The organism is Kitasatospora sp. NPDC101155 (assembly GCF_044768305.1).
In the GTDB taxonomy this organism is placed as follows: Bacteria; Actinomycetota; Actinomycetes; order Streptomycetales; family Streptomycetaceae; genus Kitasatospora.
Genome location: NZ_JBIWPN010000007.1, coordinates 242,525 through 257,773, shown reverse-complemented (window position 1 = coordinate 257,773; position 15,249 = coordinate 242,525). Strand labels below are relative to the sequence as shown.

14 protein-coding genes are annotated in these 15,249 nt (G+C 72.7%); 6 read left to right on the top strand and 8 right to left on the bottom strand.

Features of this window, described 5'->3' with window-relative positions; translation table 11 throughout:
- Window positions 1-78: 78 nt before the first annotated feature.
- Window positions 79-1,617, bottom strand: a complete 1,539-nt coding sequence (locus ACIRYZ_RS13580; protein ID WP_402943153.1) for a M1 family metallopeptidase — start codon at window positions 1,615-1,617, stop codon at window positions 79-81.
- Between the two features lie 328 nt (window positions 1,618-1,945).
- Here ACIRYZ_RS13580 and ACIRYZ_RS13575 point away from each other — a divergent pair, with 328 nt between their 5' ends.
- A complete protein-coding gene (locus ACIRYZ_RS13575; protein WP_402943150.1) occupies window positions 1,946-2,851 on the top strand; it encodes a carbohydrate kinase in 906 nt (301 codons plus the stop codon).
- A 22-nt stretch (window positions 2,852-2,873) separates the two neighbouring features.
- On the opposite strand, the gene ACIRYZ_RS13570 is transcribed toward ACIRYZ_RS13575, so the two are convergent.
- Complete coding sequence (locus ACIRYZ_RS13570; RefSeq protein ID WP_402943148.1) at window positions 2,874-3,413, bottom strand: GNAT family N-acetyltransferase; 540 nt, start codon at window positions 3,411-3,413, stop codon at window positions 2,874-2,876.
- Between the two features lie 236 nt (window positions 3,414-3,649).
- On the opposite strand from ACIRYZ_RS13570, the gene ACIRYZ_RS13565 reads away from it, so the two are divergent.
- Window positions 3,650-4,627 (top strand): polysaccharide deacetylase family protein, encoded by a 978-nt coding sequence (locus ACIRYZ_RS13565; RefSeq protein ID WP_402943145.1) that lies wholly within the window; start codon window positions 3,650-3,652, stop codon window positions 4,625-4,627.
- Between the two features lie 22 nt (window positions 4,628-4,649).
- Here the strand turns inward: ACIRYZ_RS13565 and ACIRYZ_RS13560 are convergent, their stop codons facing one another.
- The 5 genes from ACIRYZ_RS13560 to ACIRYZ_RS13540 all read right to left on the bottom strand — a co-directional run bounded on the left by ACIRYZ_RS13560 (window position 4,650) and on the right by ACIRYZ_RS13540 (window position 8,550).
- On the bottom strand, window positions 4,650-5,081 hold the full coding sequence (locus tag ACIRYZ_RS13560; RefSeq protein ID WP_402943144.1) for a YchJ family protein: 432 nt from the start codon (window positions 5,079-5,081) through the stop codon (window positions 4,650-4,652).
- A gap of 112 nt (window positions 5,082-5,193) precedes the next feature.
- The gene (locus tag ACIRYZ_RS13555; protein WP_402943141.1) at window positions 5,194-5,847 is read right to left on the bottom strand and encodes an NADPH-dependent F420 reductase; all 654 of its coding nucleotides are present in this window, start codon (window positions 5,845-5,847) and stop codon (window positions 5,194-5,196) included.
- A gap of 93 nt (window positions 5,848-5,940) precedes the next feature.
- Window positions 5,941-6,291 carry a hypothetical protein gene (locus ACIRYZ_RS13550; protein WP_402943139.1) on the bottom strand — a complete coding sequence of 117 codons (351 nt, stop codon included), beginning with the start codon at window positions 6,289-6,291 and terminating at the stop codon, window positions 5,941-5,943.
- Window positions 6,292-6,363: 72 nt separating this feature from the next.
- Entirely contained in the window at window positions 6,364-7,908 is a 1,545-nt protein-coding gene (locus tag ACIRYZ_RS13545; protein ID WP_402943137.1) for an FAD-dependent monooxygenase, read from the bottom strand.
- 27 nt (window positions 7,909-7,935) lie between these two features.
- On the bottom strand, window positions 7,936-8,550 hold the full coding sequence (locus ACIRYZ_RS13540; protein ID WP_402943134.1) for a TetR family transcriptional regulator: 615 nt from the start codon (window positions 8,548-8,550) through the stop codon (window positions 7,936-7,938).
- 204 nt (window positions 8,551-8,754) lie between these two features.
- Here ACIRYZ_RS13540 and ACIRYZ_RS13535 point away from each other — a divergent pair, with 204 nt between their 5' ends.
- Window positions 8,755-9,159 carry a hypothetical protein gene (locus ACIRYZ_RS13535; RefSeq protein ID WP_402943132.1) on the top strand — a complete coding sequence of 135 codons (405 nt, stop codon included), beginning with the start codon at window positions 8,755-8,757 and terminating at the stop codon, window positions 9,157-9,159.
- Window positions 9,160-9,243: 84 nt separating this feature from the next.
- On the opposite strand, the gene ACIRYZ_RS13530 is transcribed toward ACIRYZ_RS13535, so the two are convergent.
- Window positions 9,244-10,866 (bottom strand): cytochrome bc complex cytochrome b subunit, encoded by a 1,623-nt coding sequence (locus ACIRYZ_RS13530; protein ID WP_393038693.1) that lies wholly within the window; start codon window positions 10,864-10,866, stop codon window positions 9,244-9,246.
- Window positions 10,867-11,274: 408 nt separating this feature from the next.
- Here ACIRYZ_RS13530 and ACIRYZ_RS13525 point away from each other — a divergent pair, with 408 nt between their 5' ends.
- From ACIRYZ_RS13525 to efeB, 3 genes are all read left to right on the top strand, one after another.
- A complete protein-coding gene (locus tag ACIRYZ_RS13525; protein ID WP_393038663.1) occupies window positions 11,275-11,592 on the top strand; it encodes a hypothetical protein in 318 nt (105 codons plus the stop codon).
- A 239-nt stretch (window positions 11,593-11,831) separates the two neighbouring features.
- Window positions 11,832-13,892: an iron uptake transporter permease EfeU gene (gene efeU / locus ACIRYZ_RS13520; protein ID WP_402943129.1), complete on the top strand. Its 2,061-nt coding sequence runs from the start codon at window positions 11,832-11,834 to the stop codon at window positions 13,890-13,892.
- Window positions 13,892-15,217, top strand: a complete 1,326-nt coding sequence (gene efeB, locus ACIRYZ_RS13515; RefSeq protein ID WP_402943127.1) for an iron uptake transporter deferrochelatase/peroxidase subunit — start codon at window positions 13,892-13,894, stop codon at window positions 15,215-15,217. The genes efeU and efeB overlap by 1 nt, the downstream gene beginning before the upstream one ends.
- Window positions 15,218-15,249: the final 32 nt, after the last annotated feature.

The following is a 15,249-nucleotide window of genomic DNA, read 5'->3' as shown; positions in this document are numbered from 1 at the left end:
GGGGCGCGCGGGGAGCGCCCGGACGCACTGTCCGGCGCGACCGGGCGGGCGAAAGGCATCAGACCGTACGAAAGGAGATCAGAGCGTCCCCGACCCCTCCGACCCCTCCGACTCCTTCGTCACCTCCGTCCCGACCTGCCGCGTCGCGGCGGGCGGGGTCGAGGACACCGGCCCGACCGTCCAGTCCGGGTGACCCGGCATCGGCGGTGTGCGCGACCCGTACAGCCAGTCGGTGAGGAACCCGTCGAGGTCCTGCCCCGACACCTCGGAGGCCGTGCGGACGTAGTCGTGGGTGGTCGCGGTGTCGTAGCGGTGTTCGCGCAGGAAGGTGCGCTCGATCCGGTCGAAGGTGTCCGCGCCGACCTTCTCCCGCAGCGCGAACGGCACCAGCGCGCCGCCGGTGTAGCGCTGGCTGTCGAAGAGGTGGTCGGCGGTGGGGGCGGCGACCGGTCCGGCGTCGTGCCGCCACTGGTCGCCGAGGCCGTACAGGTGGCGCATCCGGTCGACCAGGGTGGTGTGGCCCCAGTCGTCGGGCCAGCCGCGCTCGTAGCGGTAGTCGAGGCCGTAGAAGTCGGCGTGCCCCTCGTTGAGCCACAGGTCGGCCCAGGTGGCGGGGGAGACGCTGTCGCCGAACCAGGAGTGCACCAGCTCGTGCATCATGTGCGGCCCGATCGCCGGCTCTCCCTGGCGCAGGAAGTCCGGCTTGTAGAGCGTGAGGGTCTGGGTCTCCAGGCCGGTGAAGGCGAAGGCCGCCGGGGCGTCGGTGTTGGCCGGCATCAGGCCGTAGGCCTCGAACGGAAACGGGCCCAAGCGCCGCTCGGCCCATATGAGTTGGTCGGCGGTGAGGTCCAGGGCCGGGGCCAGCTCGGCGGCCCGGGCGGTCGGGACGACATCGCGCAGCGGCAGCCCGTGCGGGCCGGTGCGCTCGCGGACGGTGTAGTCGCCGACCGAGACCTGGACCAGCTCGGTGGCCATCGGCTCGCGGGAGACGTACCGCCGGGTGGTGCGGCCGTCGCCGAGCCGCTCGGTCTGCGTCGACTCCCCGTTGGCCACGCCCAGCAGCTGGTCCGGGGCGGTCACTGCGATGGTGAAGCGGGCCTTGTCGCTGGGGTGGTCGTTGCAGGGGAAGACGGTGTGCGCGCTGGCGGGCTGGCCGGCCACCGCGAAGCCGTCCGGGGTCGGGACCCAGCCGGTGTGCGGCAGCCTGGCGCGCGGGTCGGCCGTGTACTCGACGGTCAGTCGCGTGGTGGTGCCGCGGTGCAGCCGCTTCGCCGGGGTCACGGTCAGCTTCTCGTCATGGGTGGTGAACCCGGCCGGCCGCCCGTCGACCCGGACGGCGCGCACGTTCAGTCCGAGCGCGTCCAGCGACAGACTGGCGAGCGTCCGGTTCGGCCGGGCGGTGATCACCGCGGTGGCGTCCACCGTGCGGGTGTCGGCCCGGTACTCGAAGGCGAGGTCGTACGCGAGCGCCCGGTAGCCGGTGTTGCCGAGCGAGGGGAAGACCGGGTCGCCCAGCCCGTCGGCGGCGGTGGCCGACGGCACGCTGGCGGACAGCACCGCCGCGCTGAGCGCGAGCGTCAGGGCGAGACCGGCACGGGGCCTGAGTAGGGTGATCACCGCATTTCGGGAGCCGACAGTCGGGGCCGTGCAGCGGTACGCACGCGACGCGCCGGGCTCGGATGCTAGTGGACCGTCAGGCCCGCGAGGTCGGGACGGCCCGGATCGTGACGACACGCGGACATCCCCCGGACGGCTCACGGCGCTGGCAGGGTGCCCGGGCGGGGTCTAGTGTTCGAGGTGCTTCGTCCCCTGACGGACGGGGCCACGGCCGTCGGAGAACCTGGCCAGGTCCGGCGGCCGTACTTTCATGCCCTGACGACTCCCGGGCACACCCCGTAGGCTGACGGCCGAGACGACGCCCGCCCACCGGATGCCAGGAGCCGCAGTGACCAGCCCCGACGCCCACGTACTGGTGATCGGCGAGTGCGTCGCCGACATCGTCCGCACGGACGGGGCCCCGGATGTCGTGCACCCCGGCGGCAGCCCCGCCAACCTCGCCTACGGCCTGGCCCGGCTGGGCCGGTCCGTCGTGCTGCTCACCGAACTGGGGCCGGACGCCAACGGGCGGCTGATCCGCGCGCACCTGGAGTCCGCCGGGGTGGAGGTCCGGGCCGCGGAGGTGGCGCGGACGCCCTCGGCGGTGGTCCGGCTGGATGGGCAGGGCCGGGCCCGGTACACCTTCGACATCGGCTGGACCCTTCCGCCGACCGACCTCACCACCACCCCCGTGGCCGTCCACCTCGGCTCGATCGGCGCGGTCAGCGAGCCGGGCGCGGCCTCGGTGCTGGCCCTGGTGGAGCGCTGGCGCGGCCGGGCGCAGATCAGCTACGACCCGAACGTGCGCCCCGCGCTGATGGGCGAGCGGGCGCAGGCCGTCCGGCGGGTCGAGCGCTGCGTGGCGCTGAGCGACCTGGTGAAGGCGAGTGACGAGGACCTGGCCTGGCTCTACCCGGGCGAGCCCGCCGAGGCCGTCGCCGAGCGCTGGCTCACCCTGGGCCCCACCCTGGTCGCCGTCACCCTCGGCGCCGAGGGCGCCTTCGCCCGCACCTCCGACGGCGGCCGTGAGCAGGCCCCGGCCGTCCCGGTGGCGGTCGCGGACACCGTCGGCGCCGGGGACTCCTTCATGGCCGCCTTCCTGCACGTCCGCGCCGGCGGCACCGACCTCCGAGGCTGCCTCACCCAGGCCGTCACCGCCGCCGCCCTCACCGTCTCCCGCCCCGGCGCCAACCCGCCCTCGGCCGCCGAACTCGCGGCGGCGTCGGCCCGCTACTCGGAGGCCGGCGCGAGGTAGCGCCCCCGCTCTCAGCGATTGGTCAACTCGACTGCGGGGCGAGCACGGTGAGGTCCTTGCCGTACCACACCTGGGCGTACGGCCCGTTGTTGTAGGCGGGGATCTCCTGGTAGCCGTTCCGCAGGTACAGCGTGCGGGCTTCGATCAGGTCGAGGCGGGTGTCGAGGATGATCCGGTCGGCGCCCATGCTGCGGGCCGCCTCGTCGACGGCGGCGAGGAGGGCGGCTCCGCCGCCGGTGCCGCGGAGGGCGGGGCGGACGAAGACGCGGGTGAGCTCGACGGTGGTGGCGTCGTACCGGCGCAGACCGGCGCAGGAGTGGGCGGTGCCGTCGTGGCGGCCGAGGAGGAAGAGGCCGGTCGGTGCGGCGAGGTCGTCGCTGGGGGACCCGGCGAGGCCGGTCTCCAGCTCCTCGGGGGTGCCCTCCCGGCCGAGGTGGAGGCGGTAGTAGCTGTTGGCCACGTCGTAGTAGTAGTCGCGCAGCAGCTCCAGGGCCTCGGGGGCGGTCACGTCGGCCGTGGTGACGGCCCAGAGGTCGGAGCGGCGGGGCGCGGTATTCGTCATGTGCGCATGATCCGTTCCGGGGTGCCGTCGCCGCAAAGGGTTTTCGATCCGACCGATTCCCGAGGCGTCCGACCCGCTTCCGGTCCGGTCGCGTCCGGCCGGTTCGGCAAAGGAACGGCAAGGCGAGCGGTGCGGCGTTGCCCCGGGCGGGTGATGGGGGGATTGGTGGGGGTGCGCGGTGGGGGAGCAGTGCAGCTATGAACAGACCATCAGGTTGTCACAAAAATAGGGGTTTGATGGCGAGTCAGAACCAGCGGAGCGGTGTGCGGGCCGGCCTGCTGGCCACCGTGTGCCTCTCCGTCGTGGTCGCCGGCTGTGCCGGGCCCGCCGGGTCCACCCGGCCCGAGGCCGCCCCGGCCGAGGCGGGCGCGGCACCCGCCGCCGGGGGCGGTTCGGCGGGCCACGGCGCGGCCCGACCGCCCGCCGAACCGGCCAAGGTGCCGGGGCTGGCCCGCCAGGAGGAGGAGACCAGCGGCGAGGCGGCGGCCCGTCAGGAGTCCGTCGCCGGCGCCGCGCTGGAGACCGCGCTGCGCTGGGGCCTGGAGCGCCCGCCGCTGAAGGCACCGCCCCGCCCGGCGACCAGGGTCGCGCTCACCCCGGTGCAGGGCGTCAAACTGAAGGACGGCCGCCCACCCGTGGTCTTCCGGGTGCCGACCAAGGACAAGGTGGTCTTCCTGACCGTCGACGACGGTAACGAGAAGGACCCGGCGTTCTCGAAGATGGCCGAGGAACTGGGGATCCCGCTCAGCGCCTTCCTCTCCGACTACCTGGTCCGCGACAACTACGGCTACTTCCGGGACCTGCACAAGCAGGGCGTGGAGATCAACAACCACACGATCAACCACCGCAACCTCAAGGTCCTCGACTACGAGACCCAGCGCAAGGAGATCTGCGACCAGCAGGACCAGCTGAAGCAGCAGATCGGCGTCCGCCCCCGGCTCTTCCGGCCCCCGTACGGCGAGTACAACGACGACACGCTGCGCGCGGCCGCGTCCTGCGGGGTGCAGGCGGTGCCGATGTGGAACGAGGAGGCCTTCCCGGACCACATGGAGTGGCGCTACGACGACCAGAAGCTGCACCCGGGCGACATCATCCTCACCCACTTCCGGGGCACCTCCGAGTGGAAGGCCACCATGCCGGACCTGCTGCGCAAGGTGGTCAACGACGTCACCGCGGCCGGCTTCTCGCTGGGTCGCCTGGACGACTACCTGTAGGCGCCGCCCGGCAAGGGGAGCCTCAGTCGAGCGAGAGGGCGTCCAGGTACACCCAGGCGCCCTCGTACCGGACGAACCGGCTGTGCTCGGCGAGCACCCCCTCCTCGCGGCCCTCCGTCCAGTGTGCCCGGAAGGCGACCGTCCCCTCGGCGTGGAAGGCGCCGCCCTCGGTGGTGGAGAGCACCTCCAGCCGGGTCCAGCGCAGCGTCGGGTCGAAGTCCACCTCGTCCGGCCGGGTGTCCGGGTGCCAGGTGCGCAGCAGGTAGGCCGCGTCCTGGACGGCGAAGGCGCTGAACCGGGAGCGCATCAGCGACTCGGCAGTGGTGGCCGCCGCCTGGCCGCGGTGCAGTCGGCCGCAGCAGTCGCCGTAGGCGGCGGGCAGGCCGCACGGGCACGGGGAGGACGGCAGCAGCCGGGGAGTGGTGGCGCGGGGCGCGGAACGACGTCGGGACATGCGGTCCATTCTCCCCCACCGCGGTCAGGCTTCCGCCGGGCCCCGTCCCGCCACCTGCGCCGGGCCCGGCCCCACCGCGCACGGTGGGGCCGGGCCCGAGGGCTGCCCGCCGTTACTTGGCCCGCTGGAAGGAGTAGTTGAACTCGGCGTCGCCGAAGTGCCCCATCATCCGGAGCCAGAACGGCATCATCATCTCGGTGGCCCGGGCGCCGGTGATGTCCCCGAGATCGACGATCCACCCGGCCGGCCAGCCGAACTCGCCCAGCAGCGCGACGGTGTCGGCCTTGGCGTCCGGGTCGTTCCCGGCGATGAACAGATTGTGCTCACCGGCCAGCTTCCCCGGGTCGACCATCAGCGCGCAGTTCAGCGTGTTGAGCGCCTTCACCACCCGGGCCTCGGGGAACTCGTGCTGGATCCGCTCGCCGACGCTGTCGGTGTTCACCGGGTCGAGGGTCACCCCGTCCGGGCCGAACACCAGCGGGTTGGAGACGTCGATCAGCAGCTTCCCGGCCAGGTGCTCGGCCCCGGCCGCGCGCAGCGCCGCGAGCGAGACCGTCCCGCCGGTGGCGTTCAGCACCACCTCGCCGAAGGCGGCTGCCTCGGCGAAGGTGCCGGTGTGCCCGTCGGGGCCGGCCTGCTGGGCCCAGGCCAGCCCCTTCTCGTTGTCCTTGCCGCGGGAGCCCAGCGTCACCTGGTGGCCGAGCGAGACCAGCTTGCTGCCCAGGGTCTGCCCGACCACTCCCGTGCCGATGATTCCGATGCGCACCGTTTCCCCGTCCGTCCGGTCGAGGCCCGTGCCTCGTGGAACGGGCTGCGACGACCATAGTTGACTGTCGGTCACCTGGTCGGGAATCCGGTGTCACATGCTGTTCCCGGCGTTCATGATCGCCAGTACCTCCACCACCAGCGCGGCGACCGGGACGAGGCAGACGGTCACCCGGGCCCGCTGGAACAGCCAGGAGGCCGGCCACTGGAGGACGAGCGCGACCGTGGCCGCGATCAGCGCCGCGGAGGCGGCGGCCAGGTACGGCACGGCGGGGCAGGGGCCCGGACTGGTGCAGGGGTCGGTGGCCATCTCTCCCAGGCCGCGCAGGACGACGGCCCAGGGCAGCAGCATCAGGGTCACCGCGGTGGAGATCGCCGGGGCCCGCCACCAGCGGCCTCGGTCGGACCCGGCCGGGGCGGCTGCGGTACGCGCGGATTCGCTCATGCCGTCCATGCTCCCGGCCACCCCTGCCGCTGCGGCAGCGGCGAGGTACTCAGTCCACCCGGGTACGGGTACTCAGGCGCGCGGCGTGCCGAACCAGGTGCGCAGCGTCCGTTCCAACCCCGTCGGGTCCGCCTCGCCGACCCCCGACGCCCAGGCGACGTACCCGTCCGGGCGTAGCAGCAGCGCCCCGGCCGGCGGCTCGGCGCACTCCGCGGTCACCACGTCCACCCGGTCCTTCCACCCCGCCGCCCGGTCCGCGAGCCCGAGTGCGCCGCCGGTCAGGTCGAGCAGCAACGCCCGCCCACCACGGGCGAGTTCGGCGAGCCGCAGATCCCCCTCGGCGGTGGTCAGCGCGAGTTCCGGCGCGAAGCCCCCGGCCCACGGGTGCGGGCAGTCGGTGTCGTAGCGGACGTCGCTGCCCGCCATCAGTGCGGCGATCCGGGCGAGGTTGTCCTCGTGCGAGAGCAGTTCGCCGACCAGGGCGCGTAGCGCGGTGGTCCCGGCGCCGGGGGCCATCAGCGCGATCTGGGCCTGGGAGTGCATGAACACCCGCTCGCCGATCGGGTGGCGCTCGCGGTGGTAGCTGTCCAGCAGGCCGGGCGGGGCCCAGCCCTGGAGTTCGGCGGCCAGCTTCCAGGCGAGGTTGGCGGCGTCCTGCAGGCCGAGGTTGAGGCCGGGGCCGCCGGTCGCGGCGTGGACGTGGGCGGCGTCGCCGACCAGCAGGACGCGGCCGTCGCGGTAGCGCTCGGCGAGCCGGGTGTTGTGGCCGACGGTGCGGCGCGGGGTGAACGGACCGGCGGTGCGGGCCGGGGTGAGTTCGAGGTCGGCGCCGGTCACCCGGCGGATGCTGGCGCGCAGTTCGTCCAGGGTGAGCGGGGCCCGCTGGTCCACCGGCAGGCCGCCCCACTCCATGGTGGCGATCATGACGGCGTCCTCGTTGAAGGGGGAGATGACGAACACGCCGTGGTCGGTGCGGGTGTGGGTGTACGGGCGGAACGGGGTCGGGCACCCGGGCAGCAGGACCTCGCCGCTGGCGGTGGTGCGGAGCCCCTCGGGCAGCCGCACATGCGCGATGCGGGAGACCGGGTCGGGCGAGGTGACGCCGGGGAAATCGATGCCGGCGAGCTTGCGGACCGTGCTGCGGCCGCCGTCCGCGCCGACCAGGTAGCGGGCCCGCGCCTGCCCGGTGCCGTCGGGGCCGTGGAAGTCGACGGTCACGCCGGTCGCGTCCTGGGTGAAGCCGGAGACCTCGCAGCCGCGGCGCACGGTGACGCCCAGTTCGAGGGCGCGCTCCTCCAGCACCTCCTCGATCCGGTGCTGCGGTACGGGCACGGCGTGCAGCGGGTTGGCGTCGAGCCGGTGCAGCTCCAGCGGGAAGGCGCCGAACACGAAGCGCGGCACGGGCTGCGGCGCGCCCGGGAGGCCGCTGAGCGGCTGGTGGAGGCCGCGGTGGTCGAGCAGGCGGAGCACCTGGCCGACCAGCCCGTTGGCCTTCTGCTCGCCGGAGCGCTCGGGCAGCCGGTCCAGCACCACGGGCTGCACTCCGGCCAGCGCCAGTTCGCAGGCCAGGAACAGCCCGACCGGGCCGGCGCCGACGATGATGACGTCGTTGGTCATCTCGAATCCCCCTCTGAGACGGTTCGTTCATGTGGACGACGGATCGGGCAGCCCGGCCGCCAGCTGCCGCAGTGCCTCGGCGAACAGCGGCTTGAAGGGCACCACCGGATCGGCGGTCAGGTAGTGCTCGTTGGCGACCTGCAGCGCGGAGAGCGCGGCCGCGGCGACCAGCTTCGGGTAGAGGTCCCGGTCGGCGTCGGTGCCGGTCCGGGCGGCCACCGCTGCCGTCAGTTCGGCCCGGGTCCGTGCGCCGCCGCGCGACAGCTCGGCCTGGAGCGACGGTTCGCGCAGCAGCAGCCGTATGGCGGCGATCCAGCGCTGGTCGGGCTCCGCTTCCGCGCCGTCGAAGGGCTCGACGAGGGCCTGGGCCAGCGCCTCCCACAGCGGTTCCTCCGCGGGGCGGGCCCGCAGTGCCTCGGCGGCCTGCAGGATCCGGTTGCGGTGCCGGAAGACGATCGCCTCGGCCTTGCTGGAGAAGTAGTTGTTGTAGGTGCGCGGGGAGACCCCGGCCGCGGCCGCGATGTCCTCCACCCGGACGTTCTCCAGCCCCCGTTCCGCCGCCAGGCGCAGTGCCGCCCAGCTCAGTGCCTCCCGCGTCGCGGCCTTCTTGCGTTCCCGCAGACCGGGCTGCCCGTTCGTCATGGCCACCACTGTCCCGCAAAACGTGCGCGTCACGCAATAGTGCGTGGCACGCAAGTTTTTCCCGGGTGTGCGGGCTGTGGCGAGCCGTCTCCCACCTGCGGTTCGTCGCTGGTAGTAGTTGCCTGATTGCGGAGCGATCCCCGGTAAGAGGCCCATTCCCGCAGGTTTCCGGCGGGACGACTCGACAGGACTTGAGGAGCGGTCATGGGTGGCAGACAGCGTCCGCCGAGAGCACGCACACCCCGCCAGGGCAGGCCCGCCGACAACGGCGGCGGCCGGGTGGCCTCCCGGGTGGGGATCGCCCGCATCGAGGGCTTCCTCGCCTGGGAGGCGGAGGTCGCGGCGGCCGAACGGGACGCCCGGGCGTTCGCCGCCCGGTTCCCCTGGCTGCCGGACGTGGAGCGGGAGAGCCTCGAACAGGCCTACGCCGCCGACCGGCTGCGCTACGCCGAGGAGGTCGTGGACCGCGCGGTCGGGCGCTGCCGCCGGCTGGCCGCCCGCTACCGCGCCGAGTGCCGCCGGATCTGCGCCCGCTGGGCGGCGCTCTGCCTCGCCGTGGCTCTGGCGGCGGCGCTGTTCGCCGTCCTCCCCGCGGCCCTCAGGGGCTGAGCGTCGCCGAGCGTGCCTGCGGCACGACGAGGGCCCGCTGCGCCGATTCCGGCGCAGCGGGCCCTCCGGGTTTCGACCCGGGGATCAGTGGTGGCCGTGGCCGCTGCTGATCTCCGCGTGCTCCTCGACGGTCGGCTTGGGGATCTGGCTGCCCTCGCCGTAGAAGCCGCGGGACAGCTTCGCCCGGGTGCGGGTCCACAGCCCGGCCTTGCGGACCACGCCGTTCTCGTCCACCTCGGGCTCCAGCACGGTCGGCTCGGGCTGCTCGTGCGCGGTGAGGGTGTACAGCCGGCCCTGCGGCAGCGGCGCGTGCACCTCGACGTACTCGCCGTGCTGCAGCCGGTTGATGACGCCGGTCTCCCGGCCGTGCAGCACCTTGTCCTTGTCCCGCCGCTGCAGACCCAGGCACCACCGCTTGGTGATCACGAAGACGACCACCGGCACGGCGAAGAAGCCGGCCCGCACCGCGTAGGTGATCGCGTTGATCGACAGGTGGAAGTGGGTCGCCAGCAGGTCGTTGCCGCCACCGGCCAGCAGGATCAGGTAGAGGCTCACCCAGGCCGCGCCGAAGGCCGTGCGGACCGGCGCGTTGCGCGGCCGGTCGGCGATGTGGTGCTCACCGCGGTCCCCGGTGACCCAGGCCTCCAGGAACGGCCAGCACCAGATGGCCAGCAGGACGGTCGGGAAGATCATCAGCGGGACGAACACCCCGAGGTTCAGGGTGTGGCCGCCCCAGACGCTGATCTCCCAGCCTGGCATCACCCGGATCAGGCCCTCGGAGAAGCCCATGTACCAGTCCGGCTGGGCGTCGGTCGACACCTGGTCGGGCCGGTACGGGCCGTAGGCCCAGATCGGGTTGACCGTGGCGATCGCCGACATGAACGCGACCACGCCGAAGACCAGGAAGAAGAAGCCGCCCGCCTTGGCCATGTAGACCGGCATCAGCGGCATGCCGACCACGTTGTCGTTGGTCCGGCCGGGCCCGGCGAACTGGGTGTGCTTGTGGTAGAAGACCAGGATCAGGTGCGCCGCGAGCAGGCCCACCATGATCCCCGGGATCAGCAGGATGTGGACGGTGAACAGGCGCGGGATGATGTCGGTGCCCGGGAACTGGCCGCCGAAGATGAAGAACTGCAGGTAGGTGCCGACGATCGGGACGGCCAGGATCGCGCCCTCCATGAAGCGGATGCCGGTGCCGGAGAGCAGATCGTCCGGCAGCGAGTAGCCCATGAAGCCGTCGAACATGCCGAGGAACAACAGCAGCGCGCCGAAGACCCAGTTGATCTCGCGGGGCTTGCGGAACGCACCGGTGAAGAACACGCGCAGCATGTGCGTGAACATCGAGGCGATGAAGACGATCGCGGCCCAGTGGTGGATCTGGCGCATCAGCAGGCCGCCGCGGACGTCGAAGCTGATGTTGATCGTGGAGGCGTAGGCCTGCGACATCTGGATGCCCTTGAGCGGGACGTACCGGCCGTCGTAGACGACCTCGCCCATGCTCGGGTTGAAGAACAGGGTCAGCCAGACGCCGGTCAGGATGATGATGACGAAGGTGTAGAGCGCGACCTCGCCCAGCATGAAGGACCAGTGGTCCGGGAAGATCTTGCGCAGATTGGCCTTGGCCAGGGAGTAGATGCCGAGCCGGCCGTCGGTCCAGTCGGCCAGGGCCTGGGCCTTGTTCTCGGGCTTGGTGCGCTGGCTGGTCACCGGTCCCGGCTGCGACTGCTGGTCGGTTCTCACGACGGGCTCCCCGGCGTTCTCGGCGTGCCGTGGTGGAAGCCCGCCAGCGGGAACGCCGGCCGGCGAAGTGTTGTGATCATGGGACCTCTCGATACGGGTCCGCCGGTCGGACCGGCGCGCGGACCAGGTGCTCCGCCGGACCCGTTGCTCAGGGTGATGGAGCGCTTACTCTGTCATGCTGTCGGCAGGGGGCCGACTGTGCACGTCCATCGGCCCGTCCGGCCGTGCGTGTCGGGCCGGACGGGGGTTCCCGGCGCCCGATCGGCTGGCCGCCGCTCGGCCCAACGGACGCCGATGCTGCGCTCGGGTGCAGCTGAACCGTTTCGGCGCGCGCCGCGTCCGGAGGTCCTGTGGGGTGGGGCCTACGCTGCGCCAATGGTGGATCACCGTGAACTCTTCGAGGACGTCGCCGCGGCCCTGGCCCGCGCCGGGTTCGACACCGCACCGGGCCCCTCGCCCCTGTCGATCGGCCACCACCCCGAGGGCGTGGTGCTCGGCTGGTCGCCGGGCGCCGGGCCGGACGGGCCACCCTCCGGGGAGGCGCGAGCGGCGGTGAGCGGCGCGGCCGCGCTCGTCCTGCGCGAGTGCGGCTTCCTGGTCACCGAGACGGAGGAGGGGGAACTGCTGGTGCGCTGCGCCGAACCGGTGACGGTCCCTCCGGAGCCGGCGGCGCCCGAGCAGTGGTGGGGGTGACGCCGGCCTCCCTCCGGCCCCGTGACCTGCCGGGTTGACGGTCGTATGGGTGTTCCCATACCGAACCCTTACCTGAAGCAGGGGTGCACTTGACCGCAGCGGCTCTAAGGTTTGCCTAAGCTAAGCGAAACGCCCTGGACCCCGGTGTCCGGGGCGTTCGCCGTGCCGCTCCGCCGCCACCGCGGTGGTGCGCCGAGGACAGGTACAACCCGGGGCGGCCCGGGGGAGGAGCCCGCTGCATGTGGGATGAGGCGTTTCCGAGCTTTCTGATCGGGCTACGCGAAGGCCTGGAAGCCGGCCTGATCGTGTCGATCCTGGTCGCCACGCTGGTGCGGGCCGGTCAGAAGGGCCGACTGCCCCAGGTGTGGACCGGCGTCGCGGCGGCCGTCGCGCTCAGCCTCAGCTTCGGCGCGGTGCTCACCTTCACCGCTGCCAACCTCTCCGGCCACGCCCAGGAGGCGTTCGGCGGGGTGCTGAGCCTGATCGCGGTCGGCTTCGTCACCGCGATGGTGTTCTGGATGCGCCGCTCGGCGCGCACCCTCTCCGCCGACCTGAAGGAGAAGGTCCAGGCCTCGCTGGCGATGGGCGCCGGCGCGCTGGTGCTCACCAGCTTCCTCGCGGTCGCCCGCGAGGGCCTGGAGACCTCGCTCTTCCTGTGGACCAACGCGCGCACCGCCGGGGAGTCCACCGGACCGCTGATCGGCGCCGCCGTCGGCCTGCTGCTCTCCGTCGGCCTGTGCTGGGGTCTGTACCGCCGGGCGCTGAAGATGAACCTCACCCGGTTCTTCACCATCACCGGCGCCGGTCTGATCGTCGTCGCGGCCGGTGTGCTCGGCTACGGCCTGCGCGACCTCCAGGAGTCCGGGCTGATCGGCGGCGGCACCACGTACGCCTTCGACCTGAGCGGCCATCTGGACGCCTCCTCCTGGTACGCCACGCTCGTCCAGGGCACCCTCAACCTGACCGTCACCATGACGGTCCTCCAGGTCGTCGGCTACATCGCGTACCTGAGCATCGTGATGACCCTGTTCATCGAGGGCATCCGGGGCGGAAAGGCGGCCCCGGCCCCAGCCGCCGCCGAGAAGAGCACGAGCGCCGAGAAGGCCGCGGGCGCCGAGGAGAAGGCCGAGCCGGTGCGCGCGGGCCGTCCGCGCTGGGTGCTGCCGACCGCGCTGGTCGCCGTCCCGGTCGTGGTGGCCGGCGTCGTGATCGCGGCCAGCGACGGCAAGCAGGACAGTGCCGCCACCGTCTCGGTCTCCGAGCAGGAGTGCGGCAAGGGCTTCGCCGACCCGCAGCCGGGCCAGCAGGTCTTCCAGATGCACAACACCGGCGACAAGGTCTCCGAGGTCTACCTGGTCAACCCGGGCACCGGCGCCGTCTACGGCGAGATCGAGGGCCTGGCCCCCGGCACCACCCGCGCGCTGACCGCCACCATCGGCTCCGGCGACTACGCCTGGCGCTGCGTGCCCACCGGCGGCAAGTCCGTCACCTCCGCCGCCGTCCACGTCAGCGGCGGCGCCGAGGTCAAGGCCGTCAAGCCGGTCAACGAGGACGACCTCAAGGCCCCGCTGGACAGCTACAAGGACTATGTCAACAAGGGCCTCGCGACCCTGATGACGCAGACCCAGAAGATCCAGACCGACGTGCACGGCGGCGACCTCGCCGCCGCCAAGGCCGACTGGCTCACCGCCCACCTGCAGTACGCCTCGCTCGGCGCCGCCTACGGCACCTTCGCCGACCTCGACAAGAAGATCGACGGCCGCGCCGACGGCTTCGCCGACAAGGCCGACGACAAGGACTTCACCGGCTTCCTGCGCCTGGAGTACGGCCTCTGGCACGGCCAGTCCGCCGCCGACCTGACGCCGGTCGCCGACGAGCTCGCCCAGAACGTCGCCAAGCTGGTGCACGACTTCCCCACCCAGGACTTCGACCCGGGCGACCTGCCGCTGCGCGCCCACGAGATCCTGGAGAACACCCTCCAGTTCGAGCTGACCGGCGACACCGACATGGGCAGCGGCACCAACCTGGCCACCGCCCAGGCCAACCTGGCCGGCACCCAGGAGCTGCTGACCCTGCTGCAGCCGCTGCTCGACGAGCGCGACCCGCAGGTGCTGGTCCGGGTCAACGCCGGGATGAAGCGGGTCGGCGACCTGGTCGCCGCCGCCCACACCGCCGACGGCTGGACCCCGCCGGACAAGCTGCCCGCCGAGAGCCGCCGTCAGCTGAACGGCGCCACCGGCCAGCTGCTCGAAGACCTCTCGCCCATCCCCGCGCTCCTTGAGATCCGGAAGGCCGCCTGATGACCGACCAGACCGCAGCCACCGGCTCCTGCCCGTTCCCGCACGCCGCCGCGGCCGTCCAGGCCGCCGAGCAGGGTGGCTGCCCGGCCGGCCCGGCCCGGCGCAGCTTCGTGCGGGCCGCGCTCGGCGCGAGCGCCGGCGCCGCCGTCCTCGCCGGCGGGGCCTTCACCCTCGGCGCCGGCCCGGCCGCCGCCGGGGACAGCCACCAGACGGCGACCGGGGCCGTCCCGTTCCACGGCGACCACCAGGCCGGCATCACCACCCCGGCCCCGGGCTACGCCGCCTTCATCTCCTGCCAGGTGATCGCCCAGGACCGCAAGGGCCTGGAGGATCTGTTCAAGACCCTGACCGAGCGGATCCGCTTCCTCACCGCCGGCGGCACCCCGCCGGACCTCGGCGTCGGCGCGCCGCCGTCCGACAGCGGCATCCTCGGCTCGGTGGTGACCACCGACAACCTGACCGTCACGGTCGGCGTCGGCGCCTCGCTGTTCGACGACCGCTACGGGCTGGCCAAGGCCAAGCCGGTCAAGCTGGCGCCGATGAAGACCTTCCCCAACGACAACCTGCAGGCCGCCGAACTGCACGGCGACCTCTCGCTGCAGATCTGCGCCGACCGGCAGGACACCGTGCTGCACGCGCTGCGCGACATCACCCGGCACACCCGCGGCGCGCTGCAGATCCTCTGGCGGATCGACGGCTTCCAGAACCAGTCCCGCCCGGACGGCGCCCAGCGCAACCTGCTCGGCTTCAAGGACGGCATAGTCAACCCGGACACCACCTCCTCCCGGGAGATGGACCGGCTGATCTGGGTGACCGACGGGATGGGCGAGCCCGCCTGGGCGACCGGCGGCAGCTACCAGGTGATCCGGATCATCCGGATGCTGATCGAGTTCTGGGACCGCGTCACGCTCACCGAACAGGAGAAGATGTTCGGGCGCCGCCGCGACACCGGCGCGCCGCTGGACGGCCGCCAGGAGACCGACGCGCCGGACTACGGCAAGGACCCGGACGGCAAGGCGATCCCGCTCAACGCGCACATCCGCCTGGCCAACCCGCGCACCGCCGACACCGACACCTCGCGCATCCTGCGGCGCGGCTTCAACTACGACCGGGGCGTCGACAAGGCCGGCAACCTGGACATGGGCCTGGTGTTCTGCTGCTACCAGCAGGACGTGGTGCGGCAGTTCGAGGCCACCCAGACCCGGCTGATCGACGAGCCGCTGGTGGACTACATATCGCCGACCGGCGGCGGCTACTTCTTCGTCCTGCCGGGCGTGAAGGACAACGCCGACTGGCTCGGGCGGGGGCTGCTGGCCGCCGGCTGAGCGTGAGATCCACGGCGGGCCCGGTGCTTCGG